Below are 19,800 nucleotides of genomic sequence, written 5' to 3'. Positions count from 1 at the left end.
CCTGTAATCGAAAAAGTCCCCGGGAAGTCGAGGAATCGGGAGACACAGAACAACCAACAAGCCGACAGGAGGAGACGAACCATGGAACGCGTACAAGGAAACATCGCGGTGACAGTCCCGAAGGGAATCTTCGCCGCAGAAAGGGTTGAACGCATCCGGGAATGGATGTTTGATCGAACGGGTTACGTGAGGGAAGCACCCCTCGGAAAACCGGCCTTTTTCAACGTCGAGCTTCTCCATGATGAAGTATGGGGCGGCGAAACGGAATTGAGAGAAAGGCCTGCCGGAAAAACATATGGTATGAAAACCTGGCGTCCGAAGCCGGCCTTTTTCAACGTCGAGCTTCTCCATGATGCCCTGTGGAAGGCCTGATCACCGGCGGATGATTCTTGCGATTGCGGTTTATGGGCGTGTCCGGACCTCTGCCAGGAAATCCGCCCAATGGTGTGCGTGAGTCCTCAACGCACATCTGAATTCCCCTCCTTCGGTCAAGGGGGGACGTACTTAACTTATTAACTTCTTCGTGTCTGCCGCCAAGAACCAGGCAGACAGATCTTGAGTAAGTTAATAAGTTAAGTACGTCCCCCCTTTCACTTGCACCCTTGTGTCAAACCTGCTATAAATTTTCAGCATTCAGCTTGTTGCTTCAAAATCCGGGAGGATAGCCGTGCGCGAAGAAACCATGACCAGGGAACAGATGATCAAAACGATCGGACGGCTTCGCAAAAAAATTGAAGAACTGACTCCGTCGAGCGAGAACCCGATTCTCGCGGAGGGCCTCTACAAAACGCTCGAACACACATCCCGGGCGGGTATCTACGTCGTTCAGGAAGGAACCTTCCGCTTTGTCAACCAGCACGCGGCGGATTACTGGGGTTACCCCCGGGAAGAACTCATAGGAATGCAGTCCATGAGTCTCGTCCATCCGGAAGACCGGGATCGGGTCCGCAGGGCGGCAATCGAGACGCTCAAGGGCAAACGGACCTCCTCTTATGAATTCAGAACTATTACAAAAAGTGGAGATATACGATGGGTGACGGAAGTCATCGCGCCTATCCATTACAGGGGGCAACGGGCCGTCCTGGGAAACTCCATGGACATTACCGAGCACATGGAAGCCCTGGACAAGCTGGCCCAGCTGGAGGTACTGGAAGCCTCTATCCTCGATGCCATACCCCATGCCGTTATCGGATTGAAAAACCGACGGATTATCTTTGCCAATGACGGCGTTGAACGGGTGTTCGGCTGGCACGCGAATGAACTCATAGGAGCAACCACGCGGGTTCTCTACGAAAGCGACAGCGACTGGGAAGCTATCGCCGAAGAGCTTTACTCCACTCTGAAGGACAGCCGCACCCACAGTACGGAATTCCCCGCCCGCCGCAAGGACGGAAGCCATATCGACTGCCTCATTACGGCATCCCGCATCGGCGAAACCCTCAAGGACAAGAATATCGTCATAACCTTCGAGGACATTACAGACCGCAAACGTGCCGAAGAAGCCTACCGGACCATGGCCGACAGCTCCCAGGCGGGAGTCTATATCGTCCAGGACGGAGTTTTCCAGTTTGTCAACGAGAATGCGGCGGGCTACGCCGGGTACGGCCAGAAGGAACTGACGGGAATGAACTCCATGGGGCTCGTTCATCCCGATGATCGGCTCATGGTAAAGGAAAACGGCCATCGACTGCTCCATGGGAAACGGAACTCTCCCCATGAGTTCAGGATCATCACGAAGGACGGCCGGATTCGCTGGATCATGGAAACGGTGACCTTTATAAGCTATCGGGGCCGCCGGGCCGTCCTGGGAAATTCCATGGACATTACGGAACAGATAGAGGCCCGTGAAAAGCTCACCGAACTGGAAGCCCTGGAAGCGTCGATTCTCGATGCCATACCCCATGCAGTGATCGGGCTGATAAATCGCCGCATCATCTTCGCGAACAACGGCGTTGAGAGGGTCTTCGGCTGGAGGGCTGAAGAGCTCATAGGAGCGACAACCCGTATCCTGTACAGGAGCGATCATGACTGGGACGCCATCGCCCGGGAGCTGTACTCTACCCTGGAACATTCCCGCACCTACAGCACAGAGTTCCCCTGCCGTCACAAGGACGGAACCGGTATTGACTGCCTCATTACCGTTTCGCGCATCGGCGAAAGCCTCAAGGAGAGGAACATCGTCATAACCTACGAAGACATCACGGAGCGCAAACGGGCCAAGGACGAATTGGAGCACTCGCGCCAGCAGCTGCGGAACCTCTCGGCCCATCTTCAATCCGTCCGTGAGAAGGAACAGACCCGCATAGCCCGGGAACTCCACGATGAACTGGGGCAGTTGCTCACGGCTCTCAACACGGACATTGTCCTGCTTAACCGAAGAATTCCCGAAGAGCACCCGGAGATCCGGGAACGTGTGGATGCCATGGCAGGCCTCGTGGACATGACCATGACGACGCTCAAACGCATCTATATGGATCTCAGACCGGGAATGCTCGATCATCTGGGTCTGCCCGTGGCTATCGAATGGCAGGCCAACGAATTCTCAAAAAGAACGGGGATTCCCTGCCGCGTTACGGTGAAACCGGAGGACATGCAGCTCGATCCCGACCTCTCCACAGCCATTTTTCGCATTTTCCAGGAGACTCTGACGAATATCGCCCGTCATGCCGAGGCGCACCGGGTCACCGTTTCTCTGAAACTCTCCGGAAGCAGAATCCGGTTAATCGTCAAGGACAACGGGAAGGGAATCACCGAGGAACACATGGCGAAGGCCGGCTCCTTCGGACTCCTGGGAATCCGGGAGCGGGTGTCCTACTGGGGAGGTGAGGTCAGCATCACCGGTGAACAGGGAAAGGGAACTACCGTAGATGTCCGCATACCCTACGAGAGCAGAGGAGAAACCCAATGAAAAAAATCCGCATACTCATTGCCGATGACCACCCCATCGTGCGGGCCGGCTTCAAGCAGGTCCTTTCGGAAACCGCCGACATGGAAGTCACCGACGAAGCGGGAAATGGTCAGGAAGTCATGGCCTTGATACGGAAAAAGGAGCATGACGTGATTCTTCTTGATATCTCGATGCCGGGCAGAAGCGGGCTGGAGGTCCTTAAGGATCTGAAAGAGGAAAAGCCGAAACTGCCGGTGCTGATCCTCAGCATGTATCCCGAAGAGCAATACGCCATCCGGGCGCTGCGAGCGGGGGCTTCGGGCTACCTGACAAAGGCAAGCGCCCCCAACGAGCTGATTGCAGCCATTCGGAAGGTCGCCCAGGGCGGCAAGTATATCAGCACCACCTTGGGAGAGCGCCTCACCGACTTCCTCGGCTCCGACATAACCCGGCCGCCCCACGAACTTCTCTCAGACCGCGAGTACCAGGTAATGCTCATGATCGCCTCGGGTAAAACCGTCTCGGCCATAGGCGATGAACTGTGCCTGAGCGTCAAGACGATCAGTACTTACCGCCGGAACATCCTTGAAAAAATGAAATTGAAGAACAACGCCGAAATCACCGTCTACGCCGTGCAGAACAAACTCGTAGGCTAGCACAGCACCCTGCCGCGCCCTGTTGTTCCCGGGTGCGGCACGACCGAGTACTCCACGCAAAAGGTGCAGGTTTTGTTCCGAAAGGTCAACTGCCACAGGGCACGAGCGCCGTGGGAAGGATTCCGAGACCTTTATTGTGCCATTTCGAGGAGCGCCTTAAGGTCCGTCATTTCGAGGAGCGAAGCGACGAGAAATCCTGATGATGGCCGTTAGTGCAAGATTTCTCCCTTCGGTCGAAATGACAAAAATGGCTGGTATTAAAGCTCTCCTTGTCATTTCGAGGAGCGCCTTAAGATCCGTCATTTCGAGGAGCGAAGCGACGAGAAATCTTTCCTTGATATCGAAATGACACAATCGATAGTTTGAAAGGTCTTATTCCCTTCGCGGACAGGACAAAAGTGGCGTTTCGTAAATAAATACGAGGACGTCAAAAGTGGCACGAGCTGAACTTCTGACAAAGCCGTCACTCTTCCCGCATCATTCTGCCCATGTCTTTATTGATGGTCAATACATTAAGAGCGTCCCCTTCAGGGCGAGCATGAGGGCCATACCGCAGAAAACGGTGACGACGGGCTTCCTGAAAACGGCGGCTATACCGATTGCGACGATACCTACCATCAGATGGTGGTTGTCTGTGGTGACCAGCAGGGTACCGTCCCGGACCAGGAGGCTGGGGAATATGAGGGTACTCAGAATAGCGAAGGGGATATAGCGAAGGAACTTTTCGAATTCGTCGGGAATTCTGAAATCTGCAATAAAGACGATGCTTCGCGTAAAGTAGGTAATCAGAGCCATGAATACGATGGTTACGAAGATTGCGCTCACGGTATCCTCCTTTCGAGCAGGTATCCCGTCATGGCTCCTGCTACAGCTGCGATTATTATGTAATAACTTCCTCCCAGCAATACTTTGAACAGGACCGCCGATGCCCCGGCGACAAAAACGACGATACAGATATGCAACGACTGTATCTGGGGTATCAGGATTCCGATAAAGGTCGCGGGCATGGCAAAATCAAGACCCCAGGCAAGGGGGTCCGCGATGCGGTCGCCCAGGAGGAACCCCGCAGACGAACTGAAAGCCCATCCTATATACATAAGAAGGCTCGCAGAAAAAAGAAAGGACCATCTGCCCTCTTTCTTTTCCCTGAAATACAGGCTGGAAACTGCGTAGCTTTCATCGACGAGACCGAAGGAAAGAAGCGATGCCTTCAGGCGTTCATTCTGCCTGACATAGCTTTTCAGGGAGAGGGCCATAAGAATATGGCGCAGGTTTATTATGAACGTCATGGCCAGGATGAAGACAACCAGGGATTGCTGGCGCATCATCTCCACCGCCACGAACTGTGACGCGCCGGCGAAGACGGCCATGGACATGAAAACCGTCTCGTGGAGGCGCAATCCGGCGCTGCTTGCCGAAATACCATAGGCCAGGCCGAAGGGAATTACGCCGATAACGAGTGGGAAAGCCCGTTTCATGCCTTCCCGGAAATCACTGCTTTTCATAACGTAAGAGGGACGTACTTAACTTATTAACTTTGTCACTGTTGGTAAGAGAAAAGTCAAGCAAAATGTTGACAAAGTTAATAAGTTAAGTACGTCCCTCCTTGGGGTCAGAGGATCTGTTTCAGGAACAGTCTTGTTCGTTCTTCGATGGGGTTCTTGAAAAAGTGTTCCGGTGTTCCCTGTTCGATGATGGACCCGCGATCCATAAATATAATCCGGTCGGCCACCTCGCGGGCGAATCCCATTTCATGGGTCACCACAATCATGGTCATTCCATCTCGGGCAAGGTTTTTCATGACTTCCAGGACCTCGCCGATGGTTTCCGGATCCAGCGCCGACGTGGGCTCATCGAAGAGCATGACTTTCGGCTTCATGGCAAGCGCCCGGGCGATGGCCACCCTCTGCTGCTGACCGCCGGATAGTTGCGTCGGATACTGGTCTTCCTTCTCGGAGATGAACACCTTTTTCAGAAGTTCCCGTGAAATCTCCGCGGCCTCTTTCCGCGAACGCTTCCTCACCACCATCTGGGCCAGGTTGACGTTTTCCAGGACCGTCTTGTGGGGAAAGAGGTTGAAGGATTGAAAAACCATGCCGATTTCCTTCCGGACGCTGTTGATGTCCGTTGCGGGATCATTGACTTTCGCGCCATCGACGGTTATTTCCCCGGCATCGATGGTCTCGAGCCTGTTGAGTACCCGCAGCAGGGTACTCTTCCCGGACCCGCTTGGTCCGATAATGACCATTTTCTCGCCGTCGTATACATTGAGAGAAACATTATTGAGTGCCGTCAGCTCACCGTAGCATTTGACCACGTCCCTGACTCGGATCATCACGTTATTATTTACCGCCCGCATTGATGCGATCCTCCATGATACTGATGAGCTTCGACAGGAACAGGGTGATGATGAGGTAGACCAGGGCAACCATGGTGTAGGTTTCAAAATAGGCGAAGGACTGGGCCGCATATTCTCTTCCCCGCCTGAGGAGATCCGAAACGGCGAGAATTGATACCAGGGAGGAGTCTTTCAGAAGGGCCACGAATTCATTTCCCACGGGGGGCAGTATCGTCTTGAACGCCTGGGGGAGGATCACGTGGCGCATGGTCTGGACCGAGGTCATCCCCAGAGAGCGCGCGGCCTCGGTCTGCCCCTTGTGAATTGATTCGATGCCGGCCCGGAATATCTCGCCCATGTAAGCGCCGTAACAGACGGCCATGGCGATCACGGCGCTCGTTATGGGCGGAACGTTTACGATGCGGCCCAGGGCGAAATAGATGTAAAAGAGCTGGACCAGCAGGGGAATGCCCCGTATGACCTCGACATAGACCGAGGCCAGGCCGTTGATGAACCGGTTCCGGGAGATACGGCCCAACCCGGTAAACAGGCCTATCACCAGGGCGAGCAGGATTGACAGGATCGTCACCTCGAAAGTGATCAGAATACCGTCGGGAAGGAACTTGAGGATCTGAAGATAGGGGTCCGGCTTGAAGGTGACCAGCAATATCACAGCGAGGAGAGCCCCCGCGAAAGAGACTCTCCAGGCGGTAAACAGCCCGGGGTCCCTCCTGCTTGGAATGGCGACCCCGTCTGTAACGGCAATAACCGTTCTTGGAGATTTACCTTTTATCTCAGCCACTTCTCTTTAAGCTGCTCGTCGATTCCCTTTTCCTGGACGGCCGCTATTCCCCTGTTGATACGATCGAGAAGCTGTGTGTTGCCCTTCCTCACAACGATTCCGTAATATTCGTCCGTGAAGGGTTCCCCCACGATCATGAAACGCTCCTTGTACTCTTCTCTCTGGAGGGCATAGTCCGCGGCGACGGGGGTGTCGCAGACGACGGCGTCTATGCGGCCGGCAGCCATGTCTTCAAAGGCAAGCCCGATTTCGTCATAGGACCTCAGCTCGGCGCCGGGGGTTTTCTTCACTTCAAAGGCGCCCGTGGTACCGATCTGGGCCCCCACTTTCTTGCCCTCCAAATCAGCAAGAACCGTCACATTCTCCATTGTCTTGGGCACGATAAGGATCTGGCCCGCGTTGATGTAGGGTGTCGAAAAGTCCATCGTCTTCCGGCGCTCCTCGGTGATGGTCACCGAAGAAATGATGGCGTCGTATTTACCCGCCGCTATGCCGGCGAAGATGCCGTCCCAGGCGGTATTCTGAAACTGTGGTTCCAGACCGACCTCGGCGGCCACGGCCTTGAAGAAATCAATATCGAATCCTATGATATCCTTGTTTTCGTCCACCATTTCCATGGGCGGCCAGGTGGCGTCGGTAGCGACGGTTATGGCGCGGGGCTCGTCGGCGGCACCGGCGACAAGAACGCCTTGGGGAGCCGCGCATACAAAGGCGAGGGCTGCAATCAGGGTTGTAAATCGAAATAGTTTCATTGTCTCCTCCTGTGAAAAAGATGGTGGAATCCTTGTGACGGAAGGAATTTTTACTATCGGGGGAAACTGTTGTCAAGACAAATAAATCCGTTGGTTTTTACGGCAAAAGAAGATATAGAGTGTCCTGTCGCCTTTCTGCCGTCCGCCAATGACTATCAGAGTGTGCAAGGAATCATGCCGATAAAATACGGAGCCGACGTTCTGCTTCTCGTGGTGACGTTCTTCTGGGGTATCACCTTTGTCATCGTCAAGGAAGCCATCGAAACGGTGGGGGTGTTTCTTTTTCTCTCCCAGCGGTTCATACTCGCTTTCATCGTCATGACCCTTATCTGCGCTGTCCTGCGCCGCCCTCTCTCGCAGGATGTCATCAGGCGCGGCATCGCATTGGGGGTACTTCTTTTCGGTGCCTACGCCTTTCAGACGGCTGCCCTGGTCTGGACGACGGCTTCCAACACGGCCTTTCTCACGGGGCTCAACATTGTGATTGTGTCAATCATAAGCGCTTTTATCCTGAAGCATCATCTGGGCGCCAACATGATTGTGGGGGTTCTTCTCGCCGCGGCGGGACTCTTTTTCCTCTGCACCGACGGAAGCTGGTCTTTCAACAAAGGGGATCTCCTGGCAATAGCCTGTGCCTTTTTCGTGGCCGTTCATCTCATTCTCACGGCCCGGTATGCCCGCAAGAGCGATGTCTACTGGCTCACGGCAATCCAGCTCGGCACAGTGGCGATTCTGAGTACCGCCGGTGCCGTCATGGCCGGCGACGGCGGCGCCGTACTCACCCGGCACCCACAGATCCTCTGGGCCCTGATTATCTGTGTCCTTTTTGCCACGGTCTTCGCCTTTCTCGTCCAGACGTCGATGCAACGCTTCACGACGCCCACCCACACGGCGCTCATATTCTGTATGGAGCCTGTCTTCGGAGCCCTTTACGCGGCCTACGCCCTCGGAGAAAGACTCGGTTCCTGGGGGTACCTCGGGGCCGTCCTCATCTTCTCTGGAATGATCCTGTCGGAAATAGCCTTCCCGGCTCGTACACCCGAGGATGTCCCGAAGGTATGACAAAACGTCCGGGAACCGGTGTACACATTTCCCCCCTCCGATCCCCTGGTTTTCATAAGAAATCGTGCTTGCAGCGCCGCCGGGAACCAACCGCGCAGAGCCGGCGCACAGGCTCAACCGCAGGCTGTTCCCGTGAGGGATAGGGCAGGCTCCGCCGGGAAGGTACGAATCCCCGGTTGTCTTCCCTATTTCTCCGATAGTTCCTTGATCAGTGCAGGGACCACGTCGTAGAGGTCTCCGACGATGCCGCAATCGGCCACGTCGAAAATAGGGGCCTGTTCGTCTTTGTTGACGGCGGCGATGACCCGGGCGTTCCTGATGCCCGTTACATGCTGAACCTGGCCTGAAATGCCCAGTCCGAGATACAGGTCGGGCCGTATTTCCACTCCGGAGAGCCCGATGCAGAGTTCTTCCGGAAGCCAGTGCTGTTCGTCCGATATGGGACGGGTGCAGCCGATTTCTCCGCCGAGGACCGCCGCGATATCCCGCGCCAGCGAGAGATCCTCGGGCTTTTCAAATCCCCTCCCCACGGCGACGACGATCTGTGCCTCGGTGATATCCCTGGTTTCCCGTTCCCTGACCCTGCGTTCAATGATCCTGACAGCGGACGGACGGGGTACCGGGAGTTCGCGGACGGTCCCCTCCCGGCCGGTCCGGGCGGCGGCAGGATCATAGGTCCGGAGTGGTATGGTCGCCATGACGGGCCGTCCGGCGCAGGTAACCCGCTGAAGGGCCGCTCCGCCGAAGGCATGACGCTGCATCTCGATCATCTCCGGACTTTCAGTAAAGTCCAGGGAGACACAGCCGCTGCACAGACCGGTCCCGAGGCGGACGGCTAAACGCGAGGCCATCTCCTTCCCCCGCGACGTGGCCGCCAGGAGAAAGACATCCGGCCCGACCCGTCGGGCCTCTTCCGCCATCACCGGTATGTATGCGTCATGAGACCGGCCATCTCCCAGGACCGGCAGCAGCAAGACCTCATCGGCGCCGCGGGCGATATAATCGGAAGCCTCACCGCCATCGCCGGCCAGAACTGACAGGGGTGTCCCCGTCCGCTCCGCCAGACTCCGGCCTATGTTCAAAAGCTCCAGGCACTGCTCGTGATTATCACCATAGACCCATATTCCAGCCATTATCGTCTCCTATGGTATGACCCCCTTTTTCTGCAGGGCGTCGACAAAACTCCTGATTCCCGTCGAATCGGCCGGGAACCGCTCACAGCTCCGGTCCATGGGCGCCGCCGTGAGACTGACGGTCCGCAGGAAGGGCCCGCCCGAAAAAACCAGATCGGCCCTTCCAAGTGTCATGACCGGCTTTTTTGAAGCCCCCAGGGTATCCCTGACACCGGGAATGCGCGGAACATTCACATCGGGGCACACCGTGACGAGGGCGGGCAGACGGGCCTCGACGACCTCGATTCCTTCTTCCACCCGTCGTTCCGCGACCAGGACCTCCCCACGGAGACTCACTTTCTGAACATAAGAAACACAGGGGATTTCGAGGTATTCCGCCAGGGCCGGGCCAACCTGCTGGGCATAGAGATCACCGGAACCCTCGCCGCAGAGTATGAGGCTGTAATCGGCAAAGCGCCCGCGGATAACCTCGGCCATGAAGGCCGCCGTGAGGGACGGTTCCAGATCGGAAAAGGCCTCGTCCGCGATGAAACACGCCTGGTCGGCCCCCCGGGAAAGGGCATCCTTGACACCCTTTGCGGCTTCCGGAGTTCCCACGGTCATGGCGATTACCGTTCCCCCATGATCGTCCCTGAGCCGGACCGCCTCTTCGATGGCGTTACGATCATACTCGCTGATTTTGAAGTCCACAGACGAGAAATCAAGCGACCCCGAAGAATTCCGCCGGATATAGGCCTCATCGACAACCCATTTGAAACACGCGATGATGGTTGACATTGGTTGGTTCCTCCGGACTATCGCAGGATATTGGCAGAAATTACCATGCGCTGCGCCTCCGAGGTTCCCTCGTAGATTTCGGTAATTTTTGCGTCGCGCATGAGCCGCTCAACCTTCGCTCCCTTGCAGTATCCGTAACCGCCCTGTATTTGCACAGCCTTGACGGTCTGGCGCATGGCCGCTTCCGAGGAATAGAGTTTCGCCATGGCGGCTTCCTTGCTGAAGGGCAGCCCTTGATCCTTGAGCCAGGCGGCGTGACGGGTCAGGAACCGGGCCGCCGAAAGTTCTGTAGCCATGTCGGCCATCATGAAGGAAATCGCCTGCTGCCGGGAGATGGGGGAGCCGAACTGGACGCGTTCCTTGGAATAGCGTAAGGATTCATCCAGGGCGGCCTGGATGATGCCGACGCACTGGGCGGCTATGCCGATCCGGCCGTGGTCGAAACCGGTCATGGCCATGGTCATTCCGGCGCCCTCGGCACCGAGCAGGTTTTCCCGGGGCACGCGGCAGTCCTTGAACACCACCTCCGAGGTCTGGGAGGAACGTAAGCCCATCTTCTGAAAATGTCTGCCCGGCGTCATGCCCGGCGTGTCCCGGGGAATGATGAAGGCGCTCATGCCCCTGCGGCCCGCGGACTTGTCCGTCCAGCCGAAGACGAGGTAGGTCCCCGCCGTGGGACCGTTAGAAATAAAGATCTTCGTGCCGTTGAGGATGTAGTGCTCTCCATCGGCCTGAGCGGTGGTGGTGGCGGCCATTATGTCTGTCCCGGCACCGGGTTCGGTAAGCACAAAGGCCCCGAGATTCTCTCCCCGGGCCATGGGAGCAAGATACTGTTTCTTCTGTTCCTCGGTGCCGAAGAGCAGTACCAGCATGGATGCGATTCCCACGTGAATGGAAAGGGTAAATCCCGTGGAAGCGCAGGATCGGGACAGTTCCTCCACGGCGATGATGTGGGTCAGGTAGTCCGCCCCGGCACCGCCATATTCTTCAGGGATGGGTATCCCCATCCAGTCCCCTTCGGCGAGCTTCTGAAAGAGCTCGGCCGGGTGACGGCTGTTCTCGTCTATTTCGGCGGCCAGTGGTTCCACATGCTTTGCCGCGAATTCGCGCATGTTGTTCCGGATCAGTTCCTGTTCTTCAGTTATGTTGAAATTCATGTTTTATTCCTCCAATACTCATGTTCTCGAAAAAGCCGTCAATGTTCACGGAGCCGTTCACATTCTATTTCTATCCGAATCGGAATTGTACGCCTGTTCCCCCCTCGGGATATGTCCATTCCAGCACATCGTTCCCGCAGACATACCGGCACGTACCACACTCGAGGCATCCGTCGATGGTGAGCGTGACAACACCATCTTCCGCCATGGTGTAAAGACCGGCCGGGCACATCCTGACGGCCATCGCCAGACGCGGGTCTTGCTCCCTCCCGGTCTTGATGCGGATATGGGGGCGCCCGCCTGGTTTGAAGACGTCAAGTCCGAGTTTTGCCTTGAGTGAGGCGGGGTCAATCATATTTTTCTTACCTCCCACAGGTCTTTCGCCTGGTGTAGAAGCTCCCGGGTTGTGAGTCTCTTCCGGACCGTCGGAAAGAGGCGCTCCTTGGGGCCCGCCGGCACACGGTAGATATCCGCCAGGATGGCCCCGACCAGCTCCGGGTAATGCCGGAAAAAGCGGGGGTTGTTCAGTACGGTCGACGTTTCCTGGAAGGCCTTGAAATCTTTCAGCACAAAACTGTCCTCCAGCAATGCCGTGTAGACCGACAGGCCGTCGCTGCCGAAGTCGCCCGTCTCCCGGGCCCGCAGGACAGCCCGGGCCGCGCAGGAGCCTGAGGCGAGGGCATACTCCATGCCGCGGACCGTGACGCCCATGTTGAGGGTCAGGCCGGCGGCGTCTCCCGCCAGGAGGATGCCCGGTCCATGGAACGGCCCCAGGGCCCGGTATCCCCCTTCTGATATGACGTGAGCCGCGTACTCCAGTGGTGTGCCTCCCTGAATGAGGGGCCTGATTTCAGGACGATTCCTGAACAGCTCGAAGAGTTCCGGAGCGTCGGGAGAAGACCCGGATTCAAGAAAGGACTTCATGCCCACGACTATGCCCAGACTGAGGCTTTCTCTGTTCGTGTAGAGAAAGCCCCCGCCGAAGAGGCCTCCCGTGGCCTCGCCGACGAAGAGGCGTGCCGCTCCCTCGTTGCCTTCAAGGTTGAATCGGTCGTTGATGACTCCCGGATCGAGGCCGATTACTTCCTTGATCCCCAGGGCATAATGATGGTGAGACGCTGGTTTTCTGAGCCCCGCCTTTTCAGCGATCAGCGAGAGAACGCCGTCGCAGGCGATGACCACGGGTGCCCGCAGTTCTTCCTCTCCAACGCGCACCCCCACTACGGCTCCCCGCTCCTGAATCAGGTCGTCCACGCGCGCCTTCGTCATCAGCATGGCACCCTTTGCCTCGGCCCGCTCCGCCAGCCAGCGGTCGAATTTCGCCCGCAGGATGCTGTGACTCTGATATGGTTCGGCCCGCAGTTCATCGCCGGAATAGGATAGGGTGACGGATCTCTCCCGGGCCATCAGGACGGAACTTTCAGAAACGACAGGCCGCTCCAGGGGCGCGCTGTCGAAGAGGTCCGGAAAGAGACCGCGAAGGGGGTTGACATAGATCCGGCCGCCGGTAACGTTCTTTGCCCCGGGATAATCCCCACGCTCGAGGATCAGGACTTCGAGTCCTTCCGAGGCCAGCGTGGAAGCTGCGGCGAGCCCCGCGAGGCCTGCTCCTGCGATAATAACGTCAAACTGTTCCATACCGGATGAATCTCCTCCCGGAGATGCCGGGATCAAACGTTTCCACCATACCGCTTTCTGTCCGCAAGTTCAATTGTAAACCTTGCAACTCACCTCGTTTTCTGCCCCTGTCGTCCTTCACGCGCCCCGGGGACTTTCCGGGGCACACGACCCATTACCGACGACTCCGTAAAAAGTCGAAAAATGACGAATTTTGAAAATCGAGCCCAATATTTCCAATGAGTTGCAAAGCTTTTTTCGGGAAATTCGGACTTTTTACGGGACCATCATGCATTACTGTTCAAAACAGGTCGGTGATCAACGCTTTAATCGCGGCATGGGGTCATGATTTTCTTTCCCCGCGGAATCGCCAGGCGATCACAAATCCGGCCCACTGAATTTAAAACGACACAGCCGGCTTCATTGTGCGGATGAACAGAGCCGGCTGTGTCTTCTTGCAGGCCGGTCTCAAGGGGGCCGCCCCATCAGCAACCCTTGTAGACAGGTTTGCGCTTCTCCACGAATGCCTTCATTCCTTCCTTCTGGTCCTCCGTGCTGAAGCACTGGGAGCAGCATTCAATCTCGAGGCGGTTGGCGTTATCCAGCGCCAGGTCATAGCCGAAGTTGATGGCCTGTTTCGCCATCTTCAGGGTAAAGGCCGGAAGCGTTGTCAACTTCCCGGCGAACTTCATCGTCTCCTCCATGAGCTTATCGGGAGGATAAACCCTGTTGACCAAGCCGATTTCAAAGGCCCGGCGTGCGTCGATCTGGTCGCCGCCCATGATGAATTCCTTCGCGAGGCCCGTGCCGATCAGTCGTGACATCCGCTGTGTGCCGCCCCATCCGGGGATGATACCGATCAGGATTTCAGGCTGGCCGAAGCGCGCCGTTTCCGAGGCGAAGCGCATATCGCAGGCCATGGATATTTCCGTACCGCCACCCAGGGCGTATCCGTTGACGGCGGCGATTGACGGTTTGGGCATGAGTTCCAGTGTCCGAAGGGTTTTGTGTCCCAGCTCCATGAATCGCATCGCTTCCTGGGGTTTCAGGGGAGCCATTTCGGAAATGTCGGCACCGGCTACGAACGCCTTGTCTCCGGAACCGGTCAGAACAACGGCCTTGACGGCAGCGTCATTCTCACAGATGCACACCGCTTCAAAAAGTTCCCTCAAGCTTTCGGAATTCATTGCGTTCAGAGCTTTCGGGCGGTTGAAGGTAATGGTGGCAACCCCGCCTTCAATGGTAAAAATGAGATTTTTAAATTCCATTGTCTCTGTTCCTCCGTTCTTTGAACACGATAGGCTGTTCAAATGCTTGCCTGCACAATCGGTTTGCACCTGCAGGATGTCAATAGTGTCCCTCCCGTTACATTGCGAGTCATACAAATATAATCAAAACTTCCCGTACTTACAATATGCTTATTTCACTTCGTCGGACCCTCCAATCCCTTAGTCGGGAATCAAGAACACCCGTACCTGTACCCCCGGGTTCGATTGTGACGATTCCTCAAGGGAACACGGCGCGGCCGCCCGGAGGGAAAACGGCGGCGAGTCAGTTGAAATTTCCTGTCGGTTACGGATTATGAGAAAGATGTTCTTATTATCTCCAGTGTAGGCGAAAAAGAACGGGGGAAGCCCAACCCTCGGGCATCCCCCCGTTTTTCATATCGATAGTTCCGGTATCTTTATCCCCCGGATTTCTTCGTCTCAGACGGCTTCCAGAACGATGGACATTCCCTGTCCGCCGCCGATACAGAGAGAAGCGAGACCCAGGTTCACACCACGTTTCTTCATCTGGTTCGCCAGGGTGTAGGTGATCCTGGCACCGGTGCAGCCGATGGGGTGGCCGATGGAAATTCCGCTCCCGTTCAGATTGCAGATGTCCGGATCGATTTCGAGTTCCCTGATGCAGGCCAGAGCCTGGCAGGCGAAGGCTTCGTTGAGCTCAATAAGTCCCATGTCTTTCATGGTGAGTCCCAGCTTTTTGAAAAGTTTGCGGGTAGCCGGAATGGGTCCGAGGCCCATGTAGGCCGGATCAATGCCGCCCGAAGCATAGCCCTTGATCTTCACCAGTGGTTGCACGCCCAGTTCCTTGGCTTTTTCGGCGCTCATGACAACCACAGCGGCGGCGGCATCGTTGATTCCCGAAGCGTTACCGGCGGTAACGGTACCGTCTTTTCTGAAAACCGTCGCAAGCTTGGCCATTTTTTCCAGGGACGTGTCCATGGGACGCTCGTCAACGGCAAAGACCTTGGGGTCTCCCCTTCGCTGGGGAATGACCACGGGGACGATTTCATCGGCCACGGCGCCGCTTTCATTGGCGGCCCGAGCTCTCCGATGACTCTCGAAGGCCAGCTGGTCCTGCTCTTCGCGGGTAATACCGTACCTGGCGGCGATATTTTCCGCCGTGTTGCCCATGTGGTAGGCGTTGAAGATTTCCCAGAGCCCGTCATGCACCATCAGGTCCGTGATCTTGCCGTAGGGCATGTTCATGCGGTATCCCCAGCGGGCATCGTTCACACTGAAGGGGACATTGCTCATGTTTTCCATACCGCCGGCAACGATAACGTCCGCATCGCCGGCGCAGATGGCCTGGGCGGCCAGGGCGATGGCTTTCATGCCAGAGGCACAGACCTTCTGAATCGTCGAGGCGTTGGATTCTTCCGGCAGCCCGGCGTAAATCGCCGACTGGCGGGCGGGGTTCTGGCCCACCCCGGAGTTGAGAACGTTCCCCATGAGGACTTCGTCGAAATACACCGGCGTCAGACCGCTGTCGTAATCGTAGTGTTTCTTCTGCAGGTCCGTCATGTCGAATTCGCCGAAAATGGTGGGGCGGGCGGCTTTGACGTCGTCATTGAGAGCCGGCCTCAAGCCCGCCCTGATGATGGCTTCCTTGATAACCAGCCTGCCCAGTTCCACGACCGACACGCCTTTCAGGGAACCGCCGAAATCGCCGACGGCCGTCCGGGCTCCACTTACTAGTACCGCTTCTCTCATTTGAAAATTCTCCTTTCACATTCTCAGGATTGGACCTCATCGTAGCATGTCGTACCTGATGCTGCAGCTAGAACGGGATTTCCGGCGCCGCAAGAAGCCGGGAATGGAATCCGCACCGGCATGACAGGCCGCCACTCTGACGGCATAGACTCTTCAATAAAAACATTCTGCCTATATAATCTTGCATGGTCGCTGTCAAGGATATAATAGGCAATATGCCGACAGGACAGCGAAACTCCCGCCAAAATTCTGTTGACAAAGAAAGTGTTCTGTGGTCGGATACCCCCTCATTCACTCATTCAACCATGGTGGAGATTTTACGATGAAAAAGAATTTAACGAACGCTTCAAACGTGAAAAGGAAACGGACCCACGGGTTCAGGGCCAGGATGGCCACACGATGGGGACGGCAGATATTGAACAGGCGTCGGGCAAAAGGACGGAAGCGGCTCTCCGTATAGCCTCCATCGAGTGGCCGCCGTCTCGCGCTTCACGACCGGTGATGGCGGCCGGCAGGCGCCATGGGAACATTCTCAATTCGAAGAAACGAGAAAATACGTACGCGAAGCGATTTCCAGGCGGTCTATAAAAAGGGGAAGCGTATTCACTCGAAGAGCTTCATCGTGTTGTTGAGTCGGAATGACAAGGGAACGGCGCGGTTCGGGATAACAGTCGGCAAAAAGGTGGGAAACGCGGTACGGCGTAACAGAATCAAGCGCCTGGTTCGAGAGTTTTTTCGTTTGAACAGGGACAGGTTCCCTGAATCCACTGACGTAGTGGTTATAGCGAGAAAGGATCTGTCGTTGACCGGGTATCGGGAAGTGGCATCGGAACTCGGACGAATTTTTAAGCAACGATAATCCCGTGCATTATGCAACTTCTTAAAAGATTTCTGGTGCTTTTGATCCGTTTGTACCAGATCGTACTGTCACCGATTTTCCCGCCGTCATGTCGTTACTATCCTTCCTGTTCCGAGTATTCGATAACGGCCCTGGAGCGTTACGGCCCCCTGAAAGGGACATGGATGGCATGCTTGCGCCTGCTTCGCTGCCACCCTTTCAGTCGCGGCGGTTATGATCCCGTGGAATAGGCCACGCAACCTGTGGAGGTTTTTTAATGGACAAGAAGGCCATTCTTGCCATCGTTCTGTCATTGGCTCTGTTAGCGATCTACCAGTTTTTTTTCGTGAGGCCGCCGGCGAAACCGGCCTCGGAGACGACGACCGCAGTGACGGAGACCGCCCCTCCACAAACCGTTGAACGGCGGGAACAGCAGGTCGCTTCTCCCGTCGAACCGGCGGCGCGGAGCATGCCTTTTGAAGCACCGCGGGAGGTTTTCGAGGAGGAAACAATACCGGTATCGACACCCCTGTACCGGGCAGTGATGTCGAGCCGGGGGGGAAGCCTTGCCTCGATCACGCTGAACAACTACCGGAAGACCATCGATGACGATTCCGATTTCATTGAACTTGTCAATGTACGCCCCGACATGGTCTATCCTCTGACCGTGACCTTTCCCGAGTCAAACATCGATATCCCTGCCAACGCACGGTTCAGCGCCGACCGGGAAGGGATTGACCTGACCCGCGGCGCTCAGCGGGAGAGTCTGGTCTTCACCCTGTTCTATCCGGGAGAAATCAAGGTTGAGAAGAAATACACCTTTCACAGCGACAGCTATACCATCGACCTTGAAATTCGGGTCTACAACCTGTCCGGGGTCACCCTGACCCAGAACGCCCAGATAACCTGGCATGAACACATGGACACGGAAACGAAGGCCGATCGCTTCAGCCACATCGGCCCCGTGGCTTACATCAACGACAGTCTGCTGACGGTTAAGCAGAAAAACATGGGAGAACCCCAGTTTCATGGCCCCGAAGTTCTCTGGGGCGGCTATCAGAGCAAGTATTTTATTGCAGCCATAATTGCGGACCAGCCGTCGCTGTCGACGATGACCATTGCCAAGGGTGCACACAATGAGGCCTCCGTGTCGCTTCGGGGCCCCCGAAGCCTGATACCGCCGGGACAGTCGGGCGTGTTTGAGTACACCTGCTACCTGGGGCCGAAAGAATACGACATTCTCAAAAATCAGAATGTGTTCCTGGAACAGGCCATCAACTACGGTTCGTGGATCAAGTGGCTCGCCCTTCCCCTTCTGAAGGGTTTGAAGATCATCAACAGCGGTGTGAAGAATTACGGCGTCGCCATCATTATACTGACCATCATTGTAAAGATATGTTTCTGGCCCCTGGGAACAATCAGCTACAAGTCCATGAAACAGATGCAGAGGCTGCAGCCCGAGATGGCGAAGATCAAGGAAAAATACAAGGACAACAAGCAGAAACTCCAGGAAGAAACCATGTCGCTGTACCGGGCTCACAATATCAACCCCCTGAGCGGCTGTCTTCCCATAATGATACAGATTCCGGTGTTTTTTGGTCTCTACCGGGCGCTTCTCTTTTCCATAGAACTCCGCCATTCGCCGTTCTTTTTCTGGATTCAGGATCTGTCGGCGAAAGACCCCTATTATGTAACACCGATTATTATGGGAGCCTCCATGTTCCTGCAGCAGAGAATGACGCCCACTCCGGTCGGCAATGAAATGCAGGCAAAGATAATGACCTGGATGCCCGTCATGTTTACCTTTCTTTTCCTGAACTTTCCGGCGGGGCTGGTCATCTACTGGCTTTTTAACAACATCTTGAGCATTGGACAGCAATACTGGATCAACAAGCGCACCTGAAACATCCCGCGAGGAATTCCGGCATTTCTTCGCGGACCTCGGGATGCGATATCAGCATAACCGTGAGTGTGCCGGACGTGAAACTCTCCGACATGAATGAGGTAGTAACCATGAACAGGTCTCATGAATTCGAGGCAAAAACGATTGATGAAGCCATTGAAAAAGCCTGCCGGGAGTTGCAGCTTGCAAGAGAAAAACTGAATATCGAGATTATTTCAGAGGGATCAACGGGGTTTCTCGGTCTTGTGGGAACAAAAAAGGCCCGTATCAGAGCCCGGGCGCTGTCTTTGGACATGGACTTCGAAAGCTCTCTGTCGGAAGCGTTCCCGGCGGCGGAGAGCCCGCCGACCGAAACGGGAATGACCACCACCGCCCCGGACCACAGAACGGAAGGCGACACCGTCGAAGAGGCACGAATTCTGATCGAGGGCATCCTCCTCCGCATGGGTTTTGATTTTCCCGTCACCGTCGAAGAAGAGGATGATTGTATTGTTCTGAACATTCAGGGTGATGGAAGCGGCATCCTTATCGGGAAGAGCGGGCAGACCCTCGATGCGCTGCAGTATCTCATCAACAAAGCATTGAACAAAAACGGAAGCGGCAGGAAACGGATCATTCTGGACACCGAAAATTACAGGGAAAAACGCGAGTCATCACTGGTTGCCCTGGCCCTTAAACTGGGGGAGAAGGCAAAGCGGACCAGGAAGCCGGTTACGGTGAGTCCCATGAACGCGCATGACAGACGCATTGTCCATCTTGCCCTCAAGGACGACCGTGAACTGTCTACCAGAAGCCGCGGTGATGGCGATTTCAGAAAGATCGTCATAGTTCCCGGTAAAAAAAACTGATCATCCGGGCTCCACTACGGCGGCGCTGAAGCGT

Annotated in this window: 21 protein-coding genes; 9 read left to right on the top strand and 12 right to left on the bottom strand. The window is 55.9% G+C overall.

All coding sequences use genetic code 11. The features are described 5' to 3' along the window. Nucleotides 1-81 precede the first annotated feature (81 nt). From M0Q23_07125 to M0Q23_07115, 3 genes are all read left to right on the top strand, one after another. Nucleotides 82-372 (top strand): hypothetical protein, encoded by a 291-nt coding sequence (locus M0Q23_07125; protein MCK9528396.1) that lies wholly within the window; start codon nt 82-84, stop codon nt 370-372. A gap of 295 nt (nt 373-667) precedes the next feature. Next, a complete protein-coding gene (locus tag M0Q23_07120) occupies nt 668-2,908 on the top strand; it encodes a PAS domain-containing sensor histidine kinase (protein ID MCK9528395.1) in 2,241 nt (746 codons plus the stop codon). Continuing rightward, on the top strand, nt 2,905-3,543 hold the full coding sequence (locus tag M0Q23_07115) for a response regulator transcription factor (GenBank protein MCK9528394.1): 639 nt from the start codon (nt 2,905-2,907) through the stop codon (nt 3,541-3,543). The genes M0Q23_07120 and M0Q23_07115 overlap by 4 nt, the downstream gene beginning before the upstream one ends. A 504-nt stretch (nt 3,544-4,047) precedes the next feature. Here the strand turns inward: M0Q23_07115 and M0Q23_07110 are convergent. From M0Q23_07110 to M0Q23_07090, 5 genes are all read right to left on the bottom strand, one after another. After that, nucleotides 4,048-4,368 (bottom strand): AzlD domain-containing protein, encoded by a 321-nt coding sequence (locus M0Q23_07110; protein MCK9528393.1) that lies wholly within the window; start codon nt 4,366-4,368, stop codon nt 4,048-4,050. Continuing rightward, nucleotides 4,365-5,021, bottom strand: coding sequence for an AzlC family ABC transporter permease (locus M0Q23_07105; GenBank protein MCK9528392.1), 657 nt, complete (start codon nt 5,019-5,021; stop codon nt 4,365-4,367). Before M0Q23_07105 ends, M0Q23_07110 begins: the two co-directional genes overlap by 4 nt. A gap of 134 nt (nt 5,022-5,155) precedes the next feature. Continuing rightward, nucleotides 5,156-5,878: an amino acid ABC transporter ATP-binding protein gene (locus tag M0Q23_07100; protein ID MCK9528391.1), complete on the bottom strand. Its 723-nt coding sequence runs from the start codon at nt 5,876-5,878 to the stop codon at nt 5,156-5,158. A gap of 7 nt (nt 5,879-5,885) precedes the next feature. Then, nucleotides 5,886-6,683, bottom strand: a complete 798-nt coding sequence (locus M0Q23_07095; GenBank protein ID MCK9528390.1) for an amino acid ABC transporter permease — start codon at nt 6,681-6,683, stop codon at nt 5,886-5,888. Continuing rightward, nucleotides 6,671-7,435, bottom strand: coding sequence for a basic amino acid ABC transporter substrate-binding protein (locus M0Q23_07090; protein MCK9528389.1), 765 nt, complete (start codon nt 7,433-7,435; stop codon nt 6,671-6,673). The genes M0Q23_07095 and M0Q23_07090 overlap by 13 nt, the downstream gene beginning before the upstream one ends. Before the next feature lie 174 nt (nt 7,436-7,609). Between M0Q23_07090 and M0Q23_07085 the strand changes: the two genes are divergently transcribed. Beyond that, nucleotides 7,610-8,497: a DMT family transporter gene (locus tag M0Q23_07085; GenBank protein MCK9528388.1), complete on the top strand. Its 888-nt coding sequence runs from the start codon at nt 7,610-7,612 to the stop codon at nt 8,495-8,497. Nucleotides 8,498-8,682: 185 nt separating this feature from the next. Here M0Q23_07085 and M0Q23_07080 read toward each other — a convergent pair whose 3' ends face one another. The 7 genes from M0Q23_07080 to M0Q23_07050 all read right to left on the bottom strand — a co-directional run bounded on the left by M0Q23_07080 (nt 8,683) and on the right by M0Q23_07050 (nt 16,177). Continuing rightward, on the bottom strand, nt 8,683-9,630 hold the full coding sequence (locus tag M0Q23_07080) for an electron transfer flavoprotein subunit alpha/FixB family protein (GenBank protein ID MCK9528387.1): 948 nt from the start codon (nt 9,628-9,630) through the stop codon (nt 8,683-8,685). A 9-nt stretch (nt 9,631-9,639) separates the two neighbouring features. Beyond that, nucleotides 9,640-10,407, bottom strand: coding sequence for an electron transfer flavoprotein subunit beta/FixA family protein (locus M0Q23_07075; protein MCK9528386.1), 768 nt, complete (start codon nt 10,405-10,407; stop codon nt 9,640-9,642). A 17-nt stretch (nt 10,408-10,424) separates the two neighbouring features. Continuing rightward, nucleotides 10,425-11,564 (bottom strand): acyl-CoA dehydrogenase family protein, encoded by a 1,140-nt coding sequence (locus M0Q23_07070; GenBank protein MCK9528385.1) that lies wholly within the window; start codon nt 11,562-11,564, stop codon nt 10,425-10,427. A 70-nt stretch (nt 11,565-11,634) separates the two neighbouring features. Next, a complete protein-coding gene (locus M0Q23_07065) occupies nt 11,635-11,919 on the bottom strand; it encodes a 4Fe-4S dicluster domain-containing protein (GenBank protein ID MCK9528384.1) in 285 nt (94 codons plus the stop codon). Beyond that, nucleotides 11,916-13,202, bottom strand: coding sequence for an FAD-dependent oxidoreductase (locus M0Q23_07060; GenBank protein MCK9528383.1), 1,287 nt, complete (start codon nt 13,200-13,202; stop codon nt 11,916-11,918). The genes M0Q23_07065 and M0Q23_07060 overlap by 4 nt, the downstream gene beginning before the upstream one ends. Nucleotides 13,203-13,666: 464 nt before the next feature. Next, entirely contained in the window at nt 13,667-14,449 is a 783-nt protein-coding gene (locus tag M0Q23_07055; GenBank protein ID MCK9528382.1) for an enoyl-CoA hydratase-related protein, read from the bottom strand. Nucleotides 14,450-14,887: 438 nt separating this feature from the next. Beyond that, entirely contained in the window at nt 14,888-16,177 is a 1,290-nt protein-coding gene (locus tag M0Q23_07050; GenBank protein MCK9528381.1) for an acetyl-CoA C-acetyltransferase, read from the bottom strand. Nucleotides 16,178-16,499: 322 nt separating this feature from the next. On the opposite strand from M0Q23_07050, the gene rpmH reads away from it, so the two are divergent. The 5 genes from rpmH to M0Q23_07025 all read left to right on the top strand — a co-directional run bounded on the left by rpmH (nt 16,500) and on the right by M0Q23_07025 (nt 19,766). Further along, entirely contained in the window at nt 16,500-16,637 is a 138-nt protein-coding gene (gene rpmH / locus M0Q23_07045) for a 50S ribosomal protein L34 (protein MCK9528380.1), read from the top strand. A gap of 60 nt (nt 16,638-16,697) precedes the next feature. Beyond that, a complete protein-coding gene (gene rnpA, locus M0Q23_07040) occupies nt 16,698-17,036 on the top strand; it encodes a ribonuclease P protein component (GenBank protein ID MCK9528379.1) in 339 nt (112 codons plus the stop codon). 11 nt (nt 17,037-17,047) lie between these two features. Beyond that, nucleotides 17,048-17,266 (top strand): membrane protein insertion efficiency factor YidD, encoded by a 219-nt coding sequence (gene yidD, locus M0Q23_07035; GenBank protein MCK9528378.1) that lies wholly within the window; start codon nt 17,048-17,050, stop codon nt 17,264-17,266. Between the two features lie 26 nt (nt 17,267-17,292). After that, nucleotides 17,293-18,918, top strand: coding sequence for a membrane protein insertase YidC (gene yidC / locus M0Q23_07030; GenBank protein ID MCK9528377.1), 1,626 nt, complete (start codon nt 17,293-17,295; stop codon nt 18,916-18,918). A gap of 92 nt (nt 18,919-19,010) precedes the next feature. Then, nucleotides 19,011-19,766: a protein jag gene (locus M0Q23_07025; GenBank protein ID MCK9528376.1), complete on the top strand. Its 756-nt coding sequence runs from the start codon at nt 19,011-19,013 to the stop codon at nt 19,764-19,766. Nucleotides 19,767-19,800: the final 34 nt, after the last annotated feature.

The sequence above is a fragment of the Syntrophales bacterium genome (genome assembly GCA_023228425.1).
In the GTDB taxonomy this organism is placed as follows: Bacteria; Desulfobacterota; Syntrophia; order Syntrophales; family UBA2210; genus MLS-D.
This window is presented reverse-complemented; position numbering and strand designations above follow the sequence as displayed.

Excerpts from the sequence above, each read along its gene's own strand:
- M0Q23_07125 (MCK9528396.1), top strand. The coding sequence starts at position 82 with ATGGAACGCGTACAAGGAAACATCGCGGTGACAGTCCCGAAGGGAATC.
- M0Q23_07115 (MCK9528394.1), top strand. The coding sequence starts at position 2,905 with ATGAAAAAAATCCGCATACTCATTGCCGATGACCACCCCATCGTGCGG.
- M0Q23_07105 (MCK9528392.1), bottom strand. The coding sequence starts at position 5,021 with ATGAAACGGGCTTTCCCACTCGTTATCGGCGTAATTCCCTTCGGCCTG.
- M0Q23_07100 (MCK9528391.1), bottom strand. The coding sequence starts at position 5,878 with ATGATCCGAGTCAGGGACGTGGTCAAATGCTACGGTGAGCTGACGGCA.
- M0Q23_07090 (MCK9528389.1), bottom strand. The coding sequence starts at position 7,435 with ATGAAACTATTTCGATTTACAACCCTGATTGCAGCCCTCGCCTTTGTA.
- M0Q23_07085 (MCK9528388.1), top strand. The coding sequence starts at position 7,610 with ATGCCGATAAAATACGGAGCCGACGTTCTGCTTCTCGTGGTGACGTTC.
- M0Q23_07080 (MCK9528387.1), bottom strand. The coding sequence starts at position 9,630 with ATGGCTGGAATATGGGTCTATGGTGATAATCACGAGCAGTGCCTGGAG.
- M0Q23_07075 (MCK9528386.1), bottom strand. The coding sequence starts at position 10,407 with ATGTCAACCATCATCGCGTGTTTCAAATGGGTTGTCGATGAGGCCTAT.
- M0Q23_07070 (MCK9528385.1), bottom strand. The coding sequence starts at position 11,564 with ATGAATTTCAACATAACTGAAGAACAGGAACTGATCCGGAACAACATG.
- M0Q23_07065 (MCK9528384.1), bottom strand. The coding sequence starts at position 11,919 with ATGATTGACCCCGCCTCACTCAAGGCAAAACTCGGACTTGACGTCTTC.
- M0Q23_07060 (MCK9528383.1), bottom strand. The coding sequence starts at position 13,202 with ATGGAACAGTTTGACGTTATTATCGCAGGAGCAGGCCTCGCGGGGCTC.
- M0Q23_07055 (MCK9528382.1), bottom strand. The coding sequence starts at position 14,449 with ATGGAATTTAAAAATCTCATTTTTACCATTGAAGGCGGGGTTGCCACC.
- M0Q23_07050 (MCK9528381.1), bottom strand. The coding sequence starts at position 16,177 with ATGAGAGAAGCGGTACTAGTAAGTGGAGCCCGGACGGCCGTCGGCGAT.
- rpmH (MCK9528380.1), top strand. The coding sequence starts at position 16,500 with ATGAAAAAGAATTTAACGAACGCTTCAAACGTGAAAAGGAAACGGACC.
- rnpA (MCK9528379.1), top strand. The coding sequence starts at position 16,698 with ATGGGAACATTCTCAATTCGAAGAAACGAGAAAATACGTACGCGAAGC.
- yidD (MCK9528378.1), top strand. The coding sequence starts at position 17,048 with ATGCAACTTCTTAAAAGATTTCTGGTGCTTTTGATCCGTTTGTACCAG.
- yidC (MCK9528377.1), top strand. The coding sequence starts at position 17,293 with ATGGACAAGAAGGCCATTCTTGCCATCGTTCTGTCATTGGCTCTGTTA.
- M0Q23_07025 (MCK9528376.1), top strand. The coding sequence starts at position 19,011 with ATGAATGAGGTAGTAACCATGAACAGGTCTCATGAATTCGAGGCAAAA.